The sequence below is a fragment of the Stenotrophomonas beteli genome, assembly GCF_001431665.1.
In the GTDB taxonomy this organism is placed as follows: domain Bacteria; phylum Pseudomonadota; class Gammaproteobacteria; order Xanthomonadales; family Xanthomonadaceae; genus Stenotrophomonas; species Stenotrophomonas beteli.
In genome coordinates this window covers 67,653-86,741 of record NZ_LLXV01000077.1, presented here as the reverse complement: position 1 = coordinate 86,741, position 19,089 = coordinate 67,653, and the positions used below count along the sequence as shown (strand labels likewise).

Below are 19,089 nucleotides of genomic sequence, written 5' to 3'. Positions count from 1 at the left end.
CCCTCCATGCGATCGCCTACCCCGATCATAGAGCAACCCCGCACGGCACGGCGCTACGTTCCCTTCGGCCTACGGCCGCCAGTTGGCATTGTTCTCCCAGAACTCCACCGAGCGCCGGTAGGCCTCCCGGTCCAGCGGCACACCGGAGCCGCCTTCCTCCACCCCCAGCGCATTGCGCATCATGGTGATCGGCGCCATCGGCACCTCCTCCGGTTCGGCGGTGTAGATGCAGCCGACGATGCCCCAGTCGGCCTGGATCGGTGAACCTTCCCTGGCCAGCTGCTCGGCGCTGTACAGGATCACCACCAGGTAATTCGCACGCGGCGATTCCACGCCTTCGAACCAGCGCACCAGCACTGGCAGCTCATCGCGGTTGCGCGCCTCATAACCGCTGCGCAGCAGGTGGCGGTTGGCCTCGGTGACCGGCACGGTCAGGCAGCGCGTGCTGGTCCAGTTCTCGTAGACGAACAGCTTGCAGAACGGTGCATAGCCATCGAGCACCTTCAACGGCGCATGCGCATTGAGGTGGGCCTCGAACTGCTCGGCAGTGCAGTCCTGGATGGTGTTGCCGCGTGGCACGCGCGGGAACAGTCGGGGGCGGGCGAAATCGGTGAGGACGATGGACATGGCAGGGCGTGATCAGGGGTTCCACCGCACAGGGTAACCGCCCCGGAGGCAGGCCGGACCGGATGCCGATCGTCACTGGCGCCCGCGTCCGGCTTGCAGCACTCTGCGGGCGACCCAATGCAAGGATCGCCGGCTCATGGATGCAGCACGCGCGTTGCCCCGATCCGCCCGCCGTCGGCGGTGGCCGATCGTACTGGTTGCCCTCCTGCTGGTGCCGCCTTTGCTGTTCGCCGCCGCCCTGGTCTGGCCACTATCGGCACCGCCGTTGCCCGAGCCGGGCAGCAGCCGCGTGATCGTCAACGCACGGGTGGTGGACGTCGTGCACGGGCAGGTCAGCGAGCCGACCACAGTGACGGTACGCAACGGCACCATCACCGCCCTTGGTGAAGACCCGCAGGACACGCAGCTTCCCGTGCTCGACGCCGGTGGCCGCTGGTTGCTGCCCGGCTTCTGGGACATGCACACCCACGCTCTGCAGCTGTCACCGCAACTGCAGTTTCCGCTGATGCTCGCCAACGGCATCACCGGCACCCGCGACATGATGGACTGCCCACAGGCCACCGATCCGCTGATCGCCTGCGTGGCCGACAAGCGCCGCTGGACCGCACAGGCCATCGCCGGGCAGCAGGTCGCGCCGCGCTTCATGCAGGTCGCCAGCTTCTATTTCGAAGACGCTTCGCTGTCGCCGGAGGCTGCCGCGTTGCGGGCACGCACGTACAGCGCGCGTGGTGTCGACGCGCTGAAGGTCTACAACCGCCTGCGCGCGGATACCTACCAGCGGCTGGCCATCGAGGCTCAGCAGCTGCATCGCCCGTTGGTCGGCCATCTGCCCAGGGCGGTACCGCTGGAAGACGCCCTGCAGGCGGGTCAACGCAGCTTCGAACATGCACACCTGTTCGTGCGCCATTGCTTCGACAACGCCGCCGCATGGCGTGGCGGCATGCTGGATGGCGAAGACCCGACCGCTCTGGCCGAACGGATGGTCAGTGGTCATCAGCCCGCGCTTTGCGAAAAAGCGTTCGGCCAGATGCAGGCCAGCGGCGCAGCATTCGTGCCAACCCACATCACCCGGGAGGAGGATGCGCGCTCACGCGATCCCGCCTTCGTCGACGATCCGCGCCTGGCCTATCTGGACCCGCTCTCACGCTGGGCGTGGCGTGATGACCTGCAGGCCACCGTGGCGCGCTATCCCGGCCGACGCGGCGAAGACGCACTGAAGACCTACTTCGAGCATGGCCTGGCGCTCACCGGTGCGGCGCATCGTGCCGGCGTCACCGTCCTGGTCGGCACCGACACCGGGCCAGGCGGCCTCCGCTACCACGATGAACTGCAGTGGCTGCGGCACGCCGGCCTGAGCCAGGCCGATGTGCTGCGTGCGGCCACGCTGCAGGCCGCGCGTCATCTGCAACTGCAGGCATCCCATGGCAGCGTCGAGGTCGGCCGGGCCGCCGACCTGGTACTGCTCGATGGCGATCCGCTGCTGGACACCGGCAACACCCGCCGCATCCACGCCGTGCTGCTGGCCGGCCACCTGTACGACCGCCCGCGCCTGGACGCGCTGCGGGCGTATGCCCGTGCGCAGGCACGCTCGCCGGCGGTGATGGCGCGCCTGCTGTGGGGATTCATCACCAGTCCGGTCAGTGCCGAGCTGTAGCCCCCTTCCCGCGCGAATGCCCGCCAGGGGGCCGCCTCCCCCCTCACAACCTCCTTGCACATCCATCTTGATGAAGCGATATACTAACCCCCATCCGTCGCCGCCGCCCGCGCCATGACCGCCATCAGCTTCGAGTTCTATCCGCCCAAGACCGATGAACAGCGCAGCCAGCTCGACCGTGCCGCGACCCGGTTGAAGGACTACGCCCCCGACTACGTGTCGTGCACCTTCGGCGCCGGTGGTTCGACCCTCAGCTACACCTCCGAGACCGTACGCCATCTCAACCAGCACCACGGTTTCGACGCCGCACCGCACCTGTCCTGCGTCGGCGGCACCCGCCAGGAAATCCGCGAGCTGCTCAAGCTGTACCGCGCCATCGGCTGCCGGCGCCTGGTCGCGCTGCGCGGCGACCTGCCGTCGGGCATGGGCTTTCCCGGTGACATGCGCTACGCCGCCGAACTGATCGACTTCATCCGCGCCGAGCACGGCGATGCGTTCCATATCGAAGTGGGTGCGTACCCCGAAACGCATCCGCAGGCCTCCGACGCACTGGCCGACCTGAAGCATTTCAAGGCCAAGATCGATGCCGGTGCCGATGCGGCGATCACCCAGTACTTCTTCAACCCGGACGCGTACTTCCATTTCGTCGACGAAGTGCGGCGGCTGGGCGTGCAGGTGCCGATCACCCCGGGCATCATGCCGATCGCCAACTTCAGCCAGCTGCGCCGCTTCTCCGAACAGTGTGGTGCGGAGATTCCGCGCTGGATCAGCCGCAAGATGCAGGCCTATGGCGATGACGCCGAATCGGTGCGTGCATTCGGCACGGAAGTGGTGGCCCGGCTGTGCCAGCGCCTGATCGAAGGCGGCGCACCCGGTCTGCACTTCTACACCCTGAACCTGGCCAAGCCGACCACCTCGGTGCTGAAGCTGCTGCAGGGCTGAAAGCACGGCGCGCAAGCGTGATCGGCGCTACCCTGCGAGGATGATCCGGCTTTCCTTCCTGCTGTTGCTGCTGCCGCTGTGCGTGCTGTCGAGCGTCGCCCACGCACAGTCCACGCGCCTGAACCGCTGCACCGATGCGCAGGGGCAGAGCGTCTACACCGACCGGCCCTGTGACAGCGTGGGTGCACGCTCACGGCTGCCGCCGCCGGCACCCACCGGCAACACCGCCCCGCGCGACACCCTGGGTGCGCGCTGCCCACGGCGCCTAAGCGAGCTGGTGGACGCACTGCGCACCGGTATCGTCAGCAACGACGTGAACCGGCTGTCCTCGCTGTACCTGTGGGGCGCGGTGTCGGACGCGGGTGCACAACGCATCCTGGGCCAGCTGGAATCGCTGGCCCGGCGGCCGCTGGTGGACGTGGTGCCGGTGTACCCGCGGCAGGATCAGGACGCCCTGCAACAGGAGGTTCAGCGCCCTGCTGCGCAGGAATCCGACCCCGAGCCGCCAGTGGCACGTCATCCAGTCGGCCTGCGCCTGGAGCAGACGCTGCCGGGCAGCGCGGCGCGCGCGTCCACCGTGCTGGGCCTGCGGCGGCAATACGGGTGCTTCTGGATCACGTTGTGATCAGGAGGGGTCGGATCCCTTTCCAGCGGAAAGGGTTCTGACCCCCGGATTCCGGCGATCGGGTCAGAGCCCCGCGTTGCGGGGATCCGACCCTGTTTGCATCACGCCGGCCACAGCCCTCGGATGGCAGCGATGCCCTGCCCGCCATGGCGGCGCGCTTCGGTGATGTGGCCGCTGCCCATGCCACCCAGCGCGTAGATCGGCAGTGACACCTGTGCACGCAGCTCGGCGAACGCATCCCACCCCAGCGGCACGGCCCCGGGATGACTGGCGGTTTCCTGGACCGGGCCGAGCACCGCGAAGTCACAACCCAGCTGCTGTGCAGCCTGCAGCTGCTGCAGGTCGTGGCAGGACGCGGCGACCAGCTGCCCTTCCGGCAATGGGCGCTGCGGCAGCGCCAGCAGCTGTTCACTGCCCAGATGCACGCCCACCCCCAGCGCACGCGCCAGTTCAATATCGCGGTTGAGCAACCACTGCACGCCACTGCGGCGATGCGTACGCAGCACCTGCTCGAGCATCGCCTGCCGCTGCGGATGGGCCGGCGGCAGGCGCAGCTGGATGCGCTGCTGGCCGGAGGCCACCGCGTGCTGCAGCTGGTCGTGCCAGCGCTGCACGCCATCGGCCGCGTCCGCCGGCGCCGGGGTGATCAGATAGCGGTCGGGCTGGCGCAGCGCGGCCACCACCGGCAGGTCGGCCGGCGGCATCGAATAGCGGCCCAGCTTGTCCTGCGCCACCCAGGTGATCGCCTGCCCTTCGCGGCCGCGTGGCGTGCCCTTCCAGCTGCGCACATGGCGCACTTCCAGGGTCAGGTGCTTGTCGGGGTAGCGCTGTGGCACATCCATCAGCCACTCGCCGACATCGGCCTCGATGCCCAGCTCTTCGCGCAGTTCACGCACCAGTGCCTGTTCGGAGGTTTCGCCGGGTTCGCGCTTGCCGCCCGGAAATTCCCACAGCCCGGCCATGTCGCGGTTGCCGGTACGGCGGTTGAGCAGCACGCGGCCACGGGCGTCGGTGATGACGGCGGCCACGACGTGGATCGATCGGGTGGGAGAAGGCATGAGGGGAGCATGCCCAGAACAGGGCGGCCGGCGCAATCACATCGGAGGGTGGCATCGTCCTGCGCAAAGGAAAGGCCCCGCTTTCGCGGGGCCTTCCGGGGTCAGCTCAGCTGGCCGTGGCAGTGCTTGTACTTCTTGCCACTGCCGCAGGGACACGGGTCGTTGCGGCCGATCTTGGGCTCGTCGCGCTGCATCTGCGCCACACCCTGCCGCGCGGCCTGCACCTGTGCGGCTTCCTCGTCGGCGCTGTAGCCACCGGCGTCCTGGTGCTGGAACTGCGACTGGCTCAGGCGCGCTTCGACCTGCTGGCGCTCTGCCGCTTCCAGTGCCTGCACTTCCTCGTCGCTGCGGATACGCACGCGGGCCAGCAGGGTCACCACTTCGCGCTTGACGTTCTCCAGCATGTCCGAGAACAGCTCGAAGGCTTCCTTCTTGTACTCCTGCTTGGGCTGCTTCTGCGCGTAACCACGCAGGTAGATGCCCTGGCGCAGGTAATCCATCCGGGCCAGGTGCTCCTTCCAGCTCTGGTCCAGCACGGTCAGCATCACATGCTTTTCCAGCGCGCGCATGGTCTCTTCGCCCAGCCCGGCTTCCTTCTCGGCGAAGTGCTGGTTGACGCGCTCCTGCACCTTCACCGCGATGGCTTCGGCGTCCAGCTCCTCGTGCGACTTGACCAGGTCGGTCAGCGACATCTGAAGGCCGAAGTCCGACTCCAGGGTCGCTTCCAGGCCACGCAGGTCCCACTGCTCGTCGATCGAATTGGGCGGCACGAAGCGGGCCACGATGTCGAAGATCACGTCGTCGCGGATGCCATCGACGTTGTCCTTCACCGACTCGGCGTCCAGCAGCTCGTCGCGCTGGGCGTAGATCACCTTGCGCTGGTCGTTGTTGACGTCGTCGAAGTCCAGCAGGTTCTTGCGGATGTCGAAGTTGTGCGCTTCCACCTTGCGCTGCGCCTTCTCGATCTGGCGGCTGACCAGGCGGTCCTCGATGACGTCGTCTTCCTTCATGCCCATCATGCGCATGGCCTTCTGCACCCAGTCGGAGGCGAAGATGCGCATCAGGTTGTCTTCCAGCGACAGGTAGAAGCGGGACGAACCCGGGTCACCCTGGCGGCCGGAACGGCCACGCAGCTGGTTGTCGATACGGCGCGATTCGTGGCGTTCGGTACCGACGATGTGCAGGCCGCCGGCGGCCTTGACCGCATCATGGCGCTTCTGCCACTCGGCCTTCACTGCCGCCTTCTGCTCGTCGGTCGCGCCTTCGCCCAGCTCGTGGATTTCCGCTTCCAGCGAACCGCCCAGCACGATGTCGGTACCACGGCCGGCCATGTTGGTGGCGATGGTCACCGCGCCCGGACGGCCGGCGTTGGCGACGATGGTCGCTTCGCGGTCGTGCTGCTTGGCATTGAGCACTTCGTGCTTCACGCCTGCCTTGCGCAGGTGCTCGGACAGCATTTCCGAGGTTTCGATCGAGGTGGTGCCGACCAGCACCGGCTGGCCGCGCTTGGCGCACTCTTCGATGTCGGCCAGCACCGCATTGAACTTGCCCTTGCGGTTGAGGAACACCTGGTCCGGGCTGTCCTTGCGGATGGTCGGGCGGTTGGTCGGAATCACCACCACTTCCAGGCCGTAGATGCTCTGGAACTCGAACGCTTCGGTATCGGCCGTACCGGTCATGCCGGACAGCTTCCTGTACATGCGGAACAGGTTCTGGAAGGTGATGCTGGCCAGCGTCTGGTTCTCGCGCTGCACCGGCACGCCTTCCTTCGCTTCCACCGCCTGGTGCAGGCCGTCGGACCAGCGACGGCCGGACAGGGTGCGGCCGGTGAACTCATCGACGATGACCACTTCGCCGTCGCGCACGATGTAGTCCACGTCACGCTGGTAGATGGCGTGCGCGCGCAGTGCGGCATTGAGGTGGTGGACCACGGTCAGGTTCTGCGCCGCGTACAGGCCCTCGGTCTCGGCATTGAGGATGCCGGCCTCGACCAGCAAGCGCTCGGCGTGCTCCATGCCCGCTTCGGACAGGTGCACCTGCTTGCCCTTCTCGTCGACCCAGAAGTCGCCCTCGCCGTCTTCGGCTTCCTGCTTGACCAGGTTCGGCACGACACGGTTGACGCGGATGTACAGCTCCGGGGAGTCGTCGGCCGGGCCGGAGATGATCAGCGGGGTACGCGCTTCGTCGATCAGGATGGAGTCGACTTCGTCGACGATGGCGTAGTGCAGGCCGCGCTGGTAGCGGTCGGCCTTGGACAGCGCCATGTTGTCGCGCAGGTAGTCGAAACCGAATTCGTTGTTGGTGCCGTAGGTGATGTCGGCGGCGTAGGCTTCGCGCTTGTCGCTGTGCGGCATGCCCGGGTACACCACGCCCACGCTCAGGCCCAGCCAGTTGTACAGCTTGCCCATCTGCGCGGCGTCGCGGCGGGCCAGGTAGTCGTTCACGGTGACCACGTGCACGCCCTTGCCTTCCAGCGCGTTCAGGTACACCGGCAGGGTCGCCACCAGGGTCTTGCCTTCACCGGTGCGCATTTCTGCGATCTTGCCCAGGTGAAGCACCATGCCGCCGATCAGCTGCACGTCGTAGTGGCGCATGCCCAGCACGCGGCGGCCGGCTTCGCGGCAGACCGCGAATGCTTCCGGCAGCACCTTGTCCAGGGCTTCACCGCCAGCGATGCGCTGCTTGAACTCCGGCGTCTTGGCCTGAAGCTGCTCGTCGGAAAGCTTCTCGATCTCCGGTTCCAGCGCATTGATCTTGGCGACGATGCGGTTGAGCTGGCGCAGCTGTCGTTCGTTACGACTGCCAAATACGCGGGTAAGCAGGCTGTTGATCATTGAAGGAACCGGGTTGGATGGACACGACGCCCGGCCTCCCCTTGGGATCCGTCCGCCGCAAACGAAACAGGGCGCTTGGCGCCCTGTCGATGGCAACACCCATTGTAGCTTGGGACGGGCGCGAGGGGTTTCAACCCCGAGGGGTAGTGCCGGCCGCTGGCCGGGTACGCGTCAGCGCATACGCGCTGGCGCTCCCACGCTTCGCTGCGCGAACCGCGGGCCCCGCTTACCTCGCCTCCACACCCCCGCGCCTACGGCGCTGCCCCCGTACTCCGGGGGCGGTAGTGCCGACGGCAGCCGGCACCCCAATGTGGGATCAGCCGCGGCTGATCCGCCCGACCGGCGTGTTGCCGCCGTCGCCGAGGAACTTGCGCGGGTTGACCACGTTGCCGTTTTCCCACACCTCGAAGTGCACGTGGGCGCCGGTCGAACGGCCGGTGGAACCGGCCTTGGCCACTTCCTGGCCGGCACGGACCAGATCGCCGACCTTCACCACCAGGCGCGAATTGTGCGCGTAGCGGGTGACATAGCCATTGCCGTGATCGACATCGACCACGTTGCCGTAGCCGCCCTTCACGCCGGCGAAGCTGACCACGCCCTCGGCCACCGCCATCACCGGGTCACCGACCCGGGCGTGGAAGTCCATGCCCTTGTGGGTGGCGGCACCGCGGCCGAACGGGTCGGCACGGGTGCCGAAACCGGAGGTCACATAGCTGTTGCGGATCGGCATGCGCGAGGGCACGGCGTTCTGCTGCAGCTGGTGGTCGAACATCAGCGATTCCATCACCGACAACTGGCGGCCTGAAGCAGCGAAGCGCTGCTCCAGCACCTGTAAGTCGGCGTTGACGTCCTTCACCGGGATGTCCGCGGCCGGGCCGCCGGCATCGCCGTCACCGAGGCCGGGGGTCTCGTTGAAGTCGAATTCGCCGTCTTCCAGCTTGCCCATCTGGGTCAGCCGTTCGCCCAGCGCATTAAGGCGGGTGGCCTGGGCCTGCAGCTCGCCGAGGCGGGCCGCCAGCGCGTTGACCTGGGTCTGCGCATCGCGCTTGACCTTGGCCAGCTCCGCATCCTGGCGCTCGACCTTGGCCTGCAGCCGCGAATCATTCAGCGCGCTGGCGCCAATGCCGCCGGCAAGGCCGATAATGCAGCCTACCCCGAGCACGCTGCCCAGCAGGGCGCGGGGGCGGTCCTCGAAATAGAACCGCAAACGCGTGATCGGCGACGCCTTGGCCTGTCCTTCACGCGTTTTGATTACGATCTTTTTGAATGCCATCAGTGAGTTTTCATGTCTGAGCCGAAATCCAGCGTTCGCCCCGCGTCAGTGCCGAAACCGGCGCTGGATGCGGTGATGGCGGACAAAAGCGGGAACCCGCTGCGGCGTGCCTTGTGGCTCGACGCGCTGGACCGTCAGTTGCGCCCCCAGTTGCCGCCCCCCTTGCGCAGCCGTTGCCGGCTGGCCAATGTGGACGGGGAACACCTCGTTTTTCTCGTCGAGTCCCCGGTCTGGCATGCCAAGTTGCGGCTTGCCGAGGCCCAGTTGCTCGACGCGGCCCGTTCCATCGGGCTGAAGGCCACCAGGGTGACCATCAAGACTGCGTCCACCACTCCCTCACGCTCCCCAGCGATCGACAACCGGAATGGCCCCCACGCAGTTTCAGCCGCCACGCACAAAGGGCTACGCGACGCCTTGGCTTGCCTGCAGGACATTCCTTCGAAGCCGAAGAAGCGATCCTGAGGGCAACGGAGCATCCGGCTCCGCTCCCCGTCGCACGTGTCACCACGGCGTGAAACATTTCGGGGGCCGGGTCGCATCCTAGCTGCCATCCGGGGGCCTGTCGTTAGATTGTTGTTAAAACTATGTTAAATTCAGGCTTCCGATCCAACAGGTTCACAAAACCGTGACCTCGAACCCGGCTTGACGATCGCCAAGTGGACTGAATGCGCCAACGCCCGCAGAAACGACAACGCCGCCCTTCAAGGCGGCGTTTTTCTTTTTAATTCAATCGATTACGGAACTCAGGCGTAGGCCGGCGTGGCGTATTCCACCGGATCCGGCGTGGCCGGCGAGTCGAAGGTGACCCATTCCCAGGCCGTGGCGTCGGCCATCAGTGCCCGCACCAGCTTGTTGTTGAGTGCATGGCCGGACTTGAAGCCTTCATAGGCACCCAGCACCTGGCCACCGGCCAGATAGAGGTCACCGATCGCATCGAGAATCTTGTGGCGCACGAATTCGTCGGCGTAGCGCAGGCCGTCTTCATTGAGCACGCGGAACTCGTCCAGCACGATCGCATTGTCCATCGAGCCGCCCAGGCCCAGGTTGCGCTCGCGCATGTACTCCAGGTCGCGCATGAAACCAAAGGTGCGCGCGCGGGAGATTTCCTTGGTGTAGGCCAGCGTCGAGAACTCGATTTCCTGGCGCGACTGCTTGGCCGGGATCATCGGGTGGTCGAACTGGATGGTGAAGCCCAGCTTGTAGCCCTCGTACGGGGTGAAGCGGGCCAGCTTGTCGCCCTCGGTCACTTCGACGGTCTTCAGCACGCGGATGAAGCGCTTTGGCGCATCCTGTTCCACGATGCCGGCCGACTGCAGCAGGAACACGAACGGACCGGACGAACCGTCCATGATCGGCAGCTCGGCCGAGGACAGTTCGACGATGATGTTGTCCACACCCAGGCCGGCCAGTGCCGACATCAGGTGTTCGACGGTCTGGATCTTGGCGTCGTTGCAGGTCAGGCCGGTGCACAGGGTCACTTCGGTGACCAGCTCGGCCTTGGCCGGCACTTCCACCACCGGGTCCAGATCGACGCGGCGGAACACGATGCCATGGTTGACCGGTGCCGGGCGCAGGGTCATGTAGACCTTGTCACCGCTGTGCAGGCCAACGCCGGTGGCGCGGATCGTGTTCTTGAGGGTGCGTTGCTGGATCATGGGGGATGGCCGGAAGTGACACATTAGATTAACACGCACGCTCCCCTACCCTGGCTGAAACGCCAGTAAAGCTGCCGGCAGGACACACCGGCGCGCCAATGGGACGCGCGTGAAGCAGGGCGGCCGGGCCCATCCTGGCCCGGCGCCCGCGTTTTCAGGACATGGTGGCGCAACCCGGGGAGGACAAGCCCCGGGCTACCCCGCTCAGTCCGCCTGGCGGCGCAGGAAGGCCGGGATGTCCAGGTAATCGTTCGGCAGTTCCGCCGCGGCCGGGGCCGAAGCGGCCGGCGCCGACGGGGTGGAGGCCGCCGCGGTGTCGCTGCTGGCACGACGCAGGCCCAGGCCCATGCCGCCGACGGCCTTGGACACGGCGTCGCCGCCATTGTCGAAGTCGCCGAACTCCGGCTGGCCGGTGGTGGCGTTGCGGACCAGCTTGATCGGCGCACGCTCGCCCGGACGCTGGGCCTTGCTGGCCGAGACACGGTTCAGGCCGGTGGCGACCACGGTCACGCGCACCTCGTCCTGCATGTCCGGGTCCAGCACGGTACCGACCACCACGGTGGCGTCTTCGGAAGCGAAGCCATCGATGGTGCGGCCGATCTCGTCGAACTCGGCCATGGTGAAGTCGGCGCCGGCGGTGATGTTGACCAGGATGCCGTTGGCACCGGCCAGGTTCACATCGTCCAGCAGCGGGTTCTGGATCGCCGCTTCGGCGGCCGCCTGGGCGCGGTCATCACCACGGGCGGTGCCGGTACCCATCATCGCCAGGCCCATTTCGGACATCACGGTGCGCACGTCGGCGAAGTCGACGTTGATCAGGCCCGGACGCACGATCAGATCGGCAATGCCCTGCACGGCGCCCTGCAGCACGTCGTTGGCGGCACGGAAAGCCTGGATCATGGTCGCGTTGCGGCCCAGCACGGTGATCAGCTTCTCGTTCGGGATGGTGATCAGCGAGTCGCAGTGCTGGCTCAGCTCCTCGATGCCCTTCAGTGCCACCTGCATGCGGCGACGGCCTTCGAACGGGAACGGCTTGGTGACCACGGCCACGGTCAGGATGCCCATTTCCTTGGCCAGCTGGGCCACCACCGGCGCAGCGCCGGTGCCGGTGCCACCGCCCATGCCAGCGGTGATGAACACCATGTCCGCGCCCTGCAGCGCGTCCATGATGCGCTCACGGTCTTCCAGCGCGGCCTGGCGGCCGACTTCCGGGTTCGCGCCTGCGCCCAGGCCCTTGGTCACGTTGGTACCCAGCTGCAGCTGCAGCTTGGCACCGCAATTCTTGATGGCCTGCGAGTCGGTGTTGGCGGTGATGAATTCCACGCCGTCCACCGCCGAGTTGACCATGTGCGCCACGGCATTGCCGCCGCCGCCGCCCACGCCAACCACCTTGATCACCGCATTGGGTGCCATCTTTTCGATCAGTTCAAAATGCGCCATGTCCGTGTCCTCGTTGTATCCGCTTTGGCTGGCATGGGCATTCGGGCGTCCTGCCCTCGTGCTGCATGCCGACGTTGCGGCTGTGTGGGTTGTGTGTTGCCGGTGTTGCATCGTGTTGCCGGTGTTGCTGCCGGGGGTCACCCGGGTGTTGCCAGGGCCGCGTCAGAACTCGCCGCGGAACCAGGTCTTCAATTTCTTGAACATGCTGCCGGCGCGCCCGGTGGGCAGTGACGGGCGACGCGGGTGTTCGATCTGGCTGCCCATCAGCAGCAGGCCCACGCCGGTGGCGTGCACCGGGTTGCCGACCACTTCGCCCAGGCCGGTCACATGCTGCGGGATGCCCACGCGCACCGGCATCTGCAGCATTTCCTCGGCCAGTTCGACCACGCCTTCCATCTTCGAAGCGCCACCGGTCAGCACCATGCCGGCGCGCACCAGTTCTTCGAAGCCGGAGCGGCGCAGTTCGGCCTGCACCATTTCGAAGATCTCCTCGTAACGGCCCTGCACCGCCTGCGCCAGCGAGTGGCGTGGCATGCGGCGCGGCGGACGATCACCCACCGACGGCACCTGGATGCTCTCCTCGGCAGTGGCCAGCTGGGCCAGCGCGCAGGCGTAGCGCACCTTGATCTGTTCGGCTTCCGGCGTGGGCGTGCGCAGCATGTGCGCGATGTCGTTGGTCACGTGGTCGCCGGCAATCGGCAGCGAGGCGGTGTGGCAGATCGCGCCCTGCACGAACACGGCGATGTCGGTGGTGCCGGCGCCCATGTCGACCAGCACCACGCCCAGTTCGCGCTCGTCGGCGGTCAGCACCGCCACGCTGGAGGCCAGCGAGGACAGCACCAGATCGTCCACCTGCAGGCCGCAGCGCTGCACGCACTTGCTGATGTTGGCCGCGGCCGACTGTGCGCACACCACCAGGTGGGCATGCACTTCCAGGCGCACGCCGGTCATGCCGACCGGGTTGCGGATGCCTTCCTGCGAATCGTCCAGCACGTACTCGCGCGGGATGGCGTGCAGGATCTTCTGGTCGGCCGGAATCGCCACTGCCTTGGCCGCGTCCAGCACGCGATCCAGGTCGCCCCAGGTCACTTCGCCGTCGCGGATCGGCACGATACCGGGCGAGTTCTTGCACTGCACGTGGTTGCCGGAGATCGAGGCGTACACCGAGCGGATCTCGCAGCCGGCCATCAGCTCGGCTTCTTCCACCGCACGCTGGATCGACTGCACGGTCGATTCGATATCCACCACCACACCGCGCTTCAGGCCGCGCGATTCGTGCGAGCCGATGCCGATCACTTCGATCGGGTTGCCCGGCGAATACTCGCCCACCAGCGCCACCACCTTGGAGGTGCCGATGTCCAGGCCAACGATCAGCGATTTGTCACCCTTGCGATTCATGTCCTTTCCTGCGTCCTGCTGGCCGGGGTCGCCGGCGTTTTCGCCGGCGTGGCCGGGGTACCCCAGCTCAGCGTGAAACCATTGGTGTAACGGAGGTCGGCGCGCTCGATCGGCGCGTCCTGGCGGTTGAGCTGCGGCAGCACCTTGACGAAGCGCTGCAGGCGCGAGCGCGCGTCGTCACGGCCGACCACCACTTCAGTGCCGTTGCTCAGCACCAGTGACCAGCTGCCGCGTGCATCCATCGTTACCCGGCGCACATCGACACCGGCCGGTGCGAACAATGCACGCGAGTCGCTGTACAGCTTCATCACTTCTTCGGTCTGGCTGTCCGGGCCGTCCAGCTCGGGCAGTGCCAGATCGGACAACTTCTTCGGCGTGGGGAACAGCTTGCCCTGCTCTGAGACCAGCCGGTCGTTGCCCCAGCGCGCGAACGGCTTGTGCTCGACCAGGGTCACTTCCAGCACGTCCGGCCACTGCTTGCGCACCCGCGCGCTCTCCACCCACGGCAGGGTTTCCAGCGCATTCTGGGCATCCTGCAGCTTGACCGCGAAGAAGCCGGCGCGCGCGTACGGCAACAGCACCTGCTGCAGCTGCTCGGCCGGCACCCGCTTGAATTCGCCATGCACGCGCAGCTTCGCCAGCGGCCAGCGCTCGGCGCCGACCCAGCCATTGACCACGGCCACCACCGGCAGTGCAACCACCGACAGCGCCAACAGCCAGACGAAGATGCGCAGCAGCGCGTTCATGCGTGCGCGGCCTCCAGAGTCTGTTCCAGCACGCGCCACACCAGCTCTTCAAAGCTGATGCCGGCCTGGCCTGCGGCCTTGGGCACCAGTGAATGGCTGGTCATGCCCGGCGCGGTGTTCACTTCCAGCAGGAAGAAGCGGCCGCTGCTGCGGTCACGCATCACGTCCACGCGGCCCCAGCCACGGCAACCGGCGGCGCGGAACGCGGCCAGCGCGATGCGGCGGATTTCTTCTTCGTCGTCACCGTCCAGGCCCGGGCACAGGTACTGGGTGTCGTCGGCGATGTACTTGGCGTTGTAGTCGTACCACTGGCCCTTGGGCACGATGCGGATCGACGGCAGCGCGACATCCCCCAGGATGGCCACGGTCAGTTCGTCGCCGACCACCATCTGCTCCATCAGCAGCTGGCCGTCGTAACGCGCAGCCAGGGCCACGGCCTCATCCAGGCCGGCTTCGTCGGTCACCCGGCTGATGCCCACGCTGGAGCCTTCATTGGCCGGCTTCACCACTACCGGCAGGCCCAGTTCGGCCGCCAGCGCATGTACATTCGACGCATCAACCTTCCTGTACTGCGGCGTCGGCAGGCCCAGCGACAGCCACACCTGCTTGGTGCGGATCTTGTCCATGCTCAGCGCCGAACCCAGCACGTCCGAACCGGTGTACGGCACGCCGAAAGCGGCCATCAGGCCCTGCACGATGCCGTCCTCACCGCCACCGTTGTGGCCGTGCAGGATGTTGAACACGCGGTCGATGCCGCCAGCGGCCAGCGCCCTGGCCAGCGCCGGAATGCCATCCACCGCGAACGCATCGACGCCGCGCGACTGCAGCGCTTCCAGTACGTTGCGGCCCGAATCCAGCGATACCTCGCGTTCGCTGGAGCTGCCACCGAGCAGCACGGCGACGCGGCCGAACCCGGCCGGGTCGGTCACGCGCAGCGGCGGGAAGGTCAGCGCGCTCACGCCTCGCCCTCCACCTTGAAGCCTTCCACCGCGATCTGGGTGGCCACGGCGCCGATATCGCCCGCGCCCATCATCAGCAGCAGGTCGCCGTCCTGCAGCACGTCCGGGAGCACGCTGGCCAGCTCGGTGGCCTTGCCCACCACCACCGGCTCGCTGCGGCCGCGCGCGCGGATGGCGCGGGCCAGCGCATGCGAATCGGCACCGGCGATCGGTTCCTCACCGGCCGGGTAGACCTCGCTCAGCACCAGCGCATCGACGCTGGACAGCACGGCGGCGAACCTGTCGAACTGGTCGCGGGTACGGCTGTAACGGTGCGGCTGGAACGCCACCACCAGGCGCTTGTCGGCCCAACCACCGCGGGCGGCGGCGAACACGGCTTCCAACTCGCTGGGGTGGTGGCCGTAATCGTCGATGATGCGGACCTTGGCACCGCTGGCGGTGGTCACTTCACCCAGATCGTTGAAGCGGCGGCCGACGCCGGCGAAGGCTTCCAGCGCACGCGCGATCGCGTCCGGCGCCACGCCCAGCTGCCAGCCCACCGCAGCGGCGGCCAGTGCGTTCAGCACGTTGTGCTTGCCTGGCAGGGCCAGCACCACTTCCTGGCTGGTGCCCTGCGGCAGGCGCAGGGTGAAGCGCATGCGCGAACCTTCCTGCACCACGTTCTCCGCACGCACGTCGGCCTGCGGGCTCATGCCGTAGCTCATCACGTGGCGCGGGGTCTTCGCCGCCAGTGCAGCCACTTCCGGATCGTCGATGCACAGCACCGCCAGGCCATAGAACGGCAGGCGCTGCAGAAACTCGGCGAACGCGGCCTGCACGCGGGCAAAGTCGTTGCCGTAGTTCTCCAGATGATCGGCATCAATGTTGGTGATGATCGACATCAGCGGGTTCAGGCGCAGGAAGCTGCCATCGCTCTCGTCGGCCTCGGCCACCAGCCACTGGCCACCGCCCAGCTTGGCGTTGGCGCCGGCGGCCAGCAGCTGGCCACCGATCACGAAGGTCGGGTCCAGGCCACCCTCGCTCAGCACCGCCGCTGTCAGGCTGGTGGTGGTGGTCTTGCCATGGGTACCGGCCACGGCAATGCCGCGGCGGAAGCGCATCAGCTCGGCCAGCATGGCCGCGCGCGGCATGATCGGAATGCGCTGGCTGCGCGCTTCCATCAGCTCCGGGTTGTCTTCGCGGATGGCGCTGGAGACCACCACGCAGTCGGTGCCCAGCACGTTGGCCGCAGAGTGGCCGCGCATGATGCGCGCACCCAGGCTGGCCAAGCGGCGCGTGGCACCGTTGTCGGCGTTGTCCGAGCCGGACACCTCATAGCCCAGCGTCAGCATCACTTCGGCGATACCGCTCATGCCGGTGCCGCCGATGCCGACGAAATGCACGCGCGGGAACGCGCGCACCAGGTCGTTGGTGTCGTGCAGGCGACGGATCATGCGCGGCCTCGCGCAGGGCAGGCGCAGTGGCATGCCTTCTTCATACAGCTTCCTCAAGAATGATATCGGCGATGCGCTCGGCGGCATCGACCTTGGCCAGGGCACGCGCGGCTTGCGCCATCTGCATGCGGCGGGCGGGATTTTCGGACAGATCGCGCAGCAGTGCGGCAATGCCGCCGGCCAGCGTTCCGTCCTGCTTCAGCAACACCGCCGCGCCGCGCTCGACCAGATACTCCGCATTACGGGTCTGGTGATCGTCGACGGCGGCAGGGAATGGCACCAGCACGCTGCCGACGCCAACCGCGCACAGCTCGGCCAGGGTCGACGCGCCTGCACGGCACACCACCAGGTCGGCCCAGGCGAACGCTTCGGCCATGTTGGCGATGAACGGGGTGATCTCAGCCTGTACACCGGCCTTGGCATAGGCCTCGACCGCCTCGGCATGCAGCTTCTCGCCACTCTGGTGGCGCACCTGCACCGGCACGTCCGTACCCAGCGCCGTGATGGCCTGCGGCACACCGGTGTTGAGCGCGCGCGCGCCCTGGCTGCCGCCGACCACCAGCACGCGCAGCGGGCCGTGGCGGCCGGCGAAGCGCTGTTCCGGCGGTGCGATGGCGGCAATCTCCGCACGCACCGGGTTGCCGACGAACTCCTCGCCCTTGGCGAAGGTACCCGGGAAACCGGTCAGCAGGCGGCGTGCGTAGCGCGACAGGATGCGGTTGGTCAGGCCCGGCGCGCGGTTCTGCTCATGCACGATCAGCGGCAGGCCGTGCAGGCGCGTGGCCATGCCCCCGGGACCGGAGGCGAATCCACCGAAGGCCACCACCGCGCGCGGCTGGCGCTTGCGGATGATCATGCCGGCCGCACGCAGCGCGCGCATCAGCCTCCACGGCGCACCCAGCAGGGCCAGCTTGCCCTTGCCGCGCAGGCCGGTGATGGCCAGCGTGTCGATGGCGATGTCGTGCTGCGGCACCAGGCGGGTTTCCATCGCGCCCTCGGCACCCATCCAGGTGACCGGCACGCCGCGCTCGCGCAGCACGCGGGCCACGGCCAGGCCGGGGAAGATGTGGCCGCCGGTACCACCGGCCAGGATCATCACCGGGCGGGCGTTGGAAGCGCTGCTCATGACAGCCTCCCGAAGGTCGGTTCCACGCGCGACTGCAGGCGGCTGGTGCCACGTGCAGCGTTCGGCGCAGCGGCAGCCACCGGGGCGGCGCTCGTCGGTACGCTGGCCGCCGCAGGTGCGGCAGCGTCGTCCCTCGGCTCGGCAGCGGCGTCTTCAGCGCCACCGCCGATCCGCACGGCCTGGCGTCGCTCGGCACGCTTGAGTTCATAGGACACGCGCAGCAGCAGGCCCATCGCCACGCAGGTCATCAGCACCGACGAGCCGCCGGAGGAAATCAGCGGCAGGGTCAGGCCCTTGGTCGGCAGGATGCCCAGGTTCACGCCGATCGAGACGAAGGTCTGCATGCTGATCCACAGGCCGATGCCGAAGGCGATATAGCCGGAGAAGTGGCGCTTCATTTCCACGCAGCGCATGCCCAGCCAGAAGGTGCGGCCCACCAGCAGCGCGTACAGGGCCACGATCACGCAGGTGCCCAGGAAGCCGAATTCCTCGGCGGTGACCGAGAAGATGAAGTCGGTGTGCGCCTCGGGCAGGTAGTACAGCTTCTGCACCGAGTTGCCCAGGCCAACGCCGGTCCATTCGCCGCGGCCGACCGCCATCAGCGCGTTGGACAGCTGGTAGCCGTCTCCCTGCTGGTCGGCCCACGGGTCCAGGAACGAGGTGATGCGGCGCATGCGGTACGGCTCGATGATCGCCAGCGCGCTCATGCCGACCAGGCCGATGATCACCGGCATCGACATGCGCGGCATGTTGACCCCGCCCAGCACCAGCATGCCGGCGGTGATCGCCAGCAGCAGGGTCGAGGAACCGAAGTCCGGCTGCAGCAGCAGCAGCACCACCAGCGCGCCGGCCACGCCCAGCGGCTTGAGCATCGCCGGCCAGGTCGCGTTGACCTCGTCGCGGAAGCGCACCAGGTAGCTGGACAGCCACACGATGTAGAGCACCTTCACCGCTTCGACCGTCTGGAACTTGGAGATGCCCAGGTTGATCCAGCGGCGCGCGCCGTTGACGGTGCTGCCCAGGCCCGGCGCGAACACCGCCAGCAGCAGTACGAAGCAGCCCAGCAGCAGCATCTGGTTGTACTGCTCGATGGACTTCAGCTCGGTACGCGCGGCAATCACTGCCAGCACGATGCCAACCGCCAGGAAGATCAAGTGGCGGTTGAGGTAGTAGAACGGGCTGCTCATCAAGGCGATCGAGCTGGACGCCACCATCACCACGCCGACACCGGTGAGCGCGATGATCGCGCCCAGCAGCCACTTGTCGTAGCTGCCTTCGATGGCTTCAAGGCGTGTTGCCTGGCGGGACAGGTCGTTCAT

The 19,089-nt window shown here is 67.3% G+C and carries 15 protein-coding genes and 1 pseudogene; 4 read left to right on the top strand and 12 right to left on the bottom strand.

What is annotated here, in order from left to right:
• Nucleotides 1-69: 69 nt before the first annotated feature.
• Nucleotides 70-627 carry a DUF3228 family protein gene (locus ARC23_RS18205; RefSeq protein ID WP_057498496.1) on the bottom strand — a complete coding sequence of 186 codons (558 nt, stop codon included), beginning with the start codon at nt 625-627 and terminating at the stop codon, nt 70-72.
• A gap of 136 nt (nt 628-763) precedes the next feature.
• Between ARC23_RS18205 and ARC23_RS18200 the strand changes: the two genes are divergently transcribed.
• The 3 genes from ARC23_RS18200 to ARC23_RS18190 all read left to right on the top strand — a co-directional run bounded on the left by ARC23_RS18200 (nt 764) and on the right by ARC23_RS18190 (nt 3,848).
• Nucleotides 764-2,281, top strand: a complete 1,518-nt coding sequence (locus tag ARC23_RS18200) for an amidohydrolase family protein (RefSeq protein ID WP_057498495.1) — start codon at nt 764-766, stop codon at nt 2,279-2,281.
• A 114-nt stretch (nt 2,282-2,395) separates the two neighbouring features.
• Nucleotides 2,396-3,223, top strand: a complete 828-nt coding sequence (gene metF / locus ARC23_RS18195) for a methylenetetrahydrofolate reductase [NAD(P)H] (protein WP_057498494.1) — start codon at nt 2,396-2,398, stop codon at nt 3,221-3,223.
• Nucleotides 3,224-3,263: 40 nt separating this feature from the next.
• Nucleotides 3,264-3,848, top strand: coding sequence for a DUF4124 domain-containing protein (locus ARC23_RS18190; protein ID WP_057498493.1), 585 nt, complete (start codon nt 3,264-3,266; stop codon nt 3,846-3,848).
• A gap of 101 nt (nt 3,849-3,949) precedes the next feature.
• Here ARC23_RS18190 and ARC23_RS18185 read toward each other — a convergent pair whose 3' ends face one another.
• The 3 genes from ARC23_RS18185 to ARC23_RS18175 form a co-directional block, all read right to left on the bottom strand.
• Nucleotides 3,950-4,906, bottom strand: coding sequence for a Nudix family hydrolase (locus ARC23_RS18185; RefSeq protein WP_057498492.1), 957 nt, complete (start codon nt 4,904-4,906; stop codon nt 3,950-3,952).
• Nucleotides 4,907-5,007: 101 nt separating this feature from the next.
• Nucleotides 5,008-7,740, bottom strand: a complete 2,733-nt coding sequence (secA, locus tag ARC23_RS18180) for a preprotein translocase subunit SecA (protein WP_057498491.1) — start codon at nt 7,738-7,740, stop codon at nt 5,008-5,010.
• A gap of 316 nt (nt 7,741-8,056) precedes the next feature.
• Complete coding sequence (locus tag ARC23_RS18175; protein ID WP_057498490.1) at nt 8,057-9,013, bottom strand: M23 family metallopeptidase; 957 nt, start codon at nt 9,011-9,013, stop codon at nt 8,057-8,059.
• 12 nt (nt 9,014-9,025) lie between these two features.
• On the opposite strand from ARC23_RS18175, the gene ARC23_RS18170 reads away from it, so the two are divergent.
• Nucleotides 9,026-9,475 (top strand): DciA family protein, encoded by a 450-nt coding sequence (locus tag ARC23_RS18170; RefSeq protein ID WP_014035989.1) that lies wholly within the window; start codon nt 9,026-9,028, stop codon nt 9,473-9,475.
• 281 nt (nt 9,476-9,756) lie between these two features.
• On the opposite strand, the gene lpxC is transcribed toward ARC23_RS18170, so the two are convergent.
• From lpxC to ftsW, 8 genes and pseudogenes are all read right to left on the bottom strand, one after another.
• Nucleotides 9,757-10,668 (bottom strand): UDP-3-O-acyl-N-acetylglucosamine deacetylase, encoded by a 912-nt coding sequence (gene lpxC / locus ARC23_RS18165; RefSeq protein ID WP_057498489.1) that lies wholly within the window; start codon nt 10,666-10,668, stop codon nt 9,757-9,759.
• A 204-nt stretch (nt 10,669-10,872) separates the two neighbouring features.
• Complete coding sequence (gene ftsZ / locus ARC23_RS18160; protein ID WP_057498488.1) at nt 10,873-12,108, bottom strand: cell division protein FtsZ; 1,236 nt, start codon at nt 12,106-12,108, stop codon at nt 10,873-10,875.
• 162 nt (nt 12,109-12,270) lie between these two features.
• On the bottom strand, nt 12,271-13,506 hold the full coding sequence (gene ftsA, locus ARC23_RS18155) for a cell division protein FtsA (RefSeq protein WP_005408083.1): 1,236 nt from the start codon (nt 13,504-13,506) through the stop codon (nt 12,271-12,273).
• A gap of 68 nt (nt 13,507-13,574) precedes the next feature.
• Nucleotides 13,575-14,252, bottom strand: a pseudogene (locus tag ARC23_RS18150) (cell division protein FtsQ/DivIB); the annotation flags it as partial.
• A complete protein-coding gene (locus ARC23_RS18145) occupies nt 14,249-15,211 on the bottom strand; it encodes a D-alanine--D-alanine ligase (RefSeq protein ID WP_057498486.1) in 963 nt (320 codons plus the stop codon). The pseudogene ARC23_RS18150 and the gene ARC23_RS18145, both read right to left, overlap by 4 nt.
• The gene (gene murC, locus ARC23_RS18140) at nt 15,208-16,644 is read right to left on the bottom strand and encodes a UDP-N-acetylmuramate--L-alanine ligase (RefSeq protein WP_057498485.1); all 1,437 of its coding nucleotides are present in this window, start codon (nt 16,642-16,644) and stop codon (nt 15,208-15,210) included. The genes ARC23_RS18145 and murC overlap by 4 nt, the downstream gene beginning before the upstream one ends.
• 40 nt (nt 16,645-16,684) lie before the next feature.
• Nucleotides 16,685-17,770, bottom strand: coding sequence for an undecaprenyldiphospho-muramoylpentapeptide beta-N-acetylglucosaminyltransferase (gene murG, locus ARC23_RS18135; RefSeq protein WP_057498484.1), 1,086 nt, complete (start codon nt 17,768-17,770; stop codon nt 16,685-16,687).
• Nucleotides 17,767-19,089, bottom strand: a complete 1,323-nt coding sequence (gene ftsW, locus ARC23_RS18130; RefSeq protein WP_057498483.1) for a putative lipid II flippase FtsW — start codon at nt 19,087-19,089, stop codon at nt 17,767-17,769. Before ftsW ends, murG begins: the two co-directional genes overlap by 4 nt.

Bases quoted from the DNA above. Each gene is read 5' to 3' on its own strand.
- ARC23_RS18205 (WP_057498496.1), bottom strand. From the start codon at position 627: ATGTCCATCGTCCTCACCGATTTCGCCCGCCCCCGACTGTTCCCGCGC.
- ARC23_RS18200 (WP_057498495.1), top strand. From the start codon at position 764: ATGGATGCAGCACGCGCGTTGCCCCGATCCGCCCGCCGTCGGCGGTGG.
- metF (WP_057498494.1), top strand. From the start codon at position 2,396: ATGACCGCCATCAGCTTCGAGTTCTATCCGCCCAAGACCGATGAACAG.
- ARC23_RS18190 (WP_057498493.1), top strand. From the start codon at position 3,264: ATGATCCGGCTTTCCTTCCTGCTGTTGCTGCTGCCGCTGTGCGTGCTG.
- ARC23_RS18185 (WP_057498492.1), bottom strand. From the start codon at position 4,906: ATGCCTTCTCCCACCCGATCGATCCACGTCGTGGCCGCCGTCATCACC.
- secA (WP_057498491.1), bottom strand. From the start codon at position 7,740: ATGATCAACAGCCTGCTTACCCGCGTATTTGGCAGTCGTAACGAACGA.
- ARC23_RS18175 (WP_057498490.1), bottom strand. From the start codon at position 9,013: ATGGCATTCAAAAAGATCGTAATCAAAACGCGTGAAGGACAGGCCAAG.
- ARC23_RS18170 (WP_014035989.1), top strand. From the start codon at position 9,026: ATGTCTGAGCCGAAATCCAGCGTTCGCCCCGCGTCAGTGCCGAAACCG.
- lpxC (WP_057498489.1), bottom strand. From the start codon at position 10,668: ATGATCCAGCAACGCACCCTCAAGAACACGATCCGCGCCACCGGCGTT.
- ftsZ (WP_057498488.1), bottom strand. From the start codon at position 12,108: ATGGCGCATTTTGAACTGATCGAAAAGATGGCACCCAATGCGGTGATC.
- ftsA (WP_005408083.1), bottom strand. From the start codon at position 13,506: ATGAATCGCAAGGGTGACAAATCGCTGATCGTTGGCCTGGACATCGGC.
- murC (WP_057498485.1), bottom strand. From the start codon at position 16,644: ATGATCCGTCGCCTGCACGACACCAACGACCTGGTGCGCGCGTTCCCG.
- murG (WP_057498484.1), bottom strand. From the start codon at position 17,770: ATGAGCAGCGCTTCCAACGCCCGCCCGGTGATGATCCTGGCCGGTGGT.
- ftsW (WP_057498483.1), bottom strand. From the start codon at position 19,089: ATGAACGACCTGTCCCGCCAGGCAACACGCCTTGAAGCCATCGAAGGC.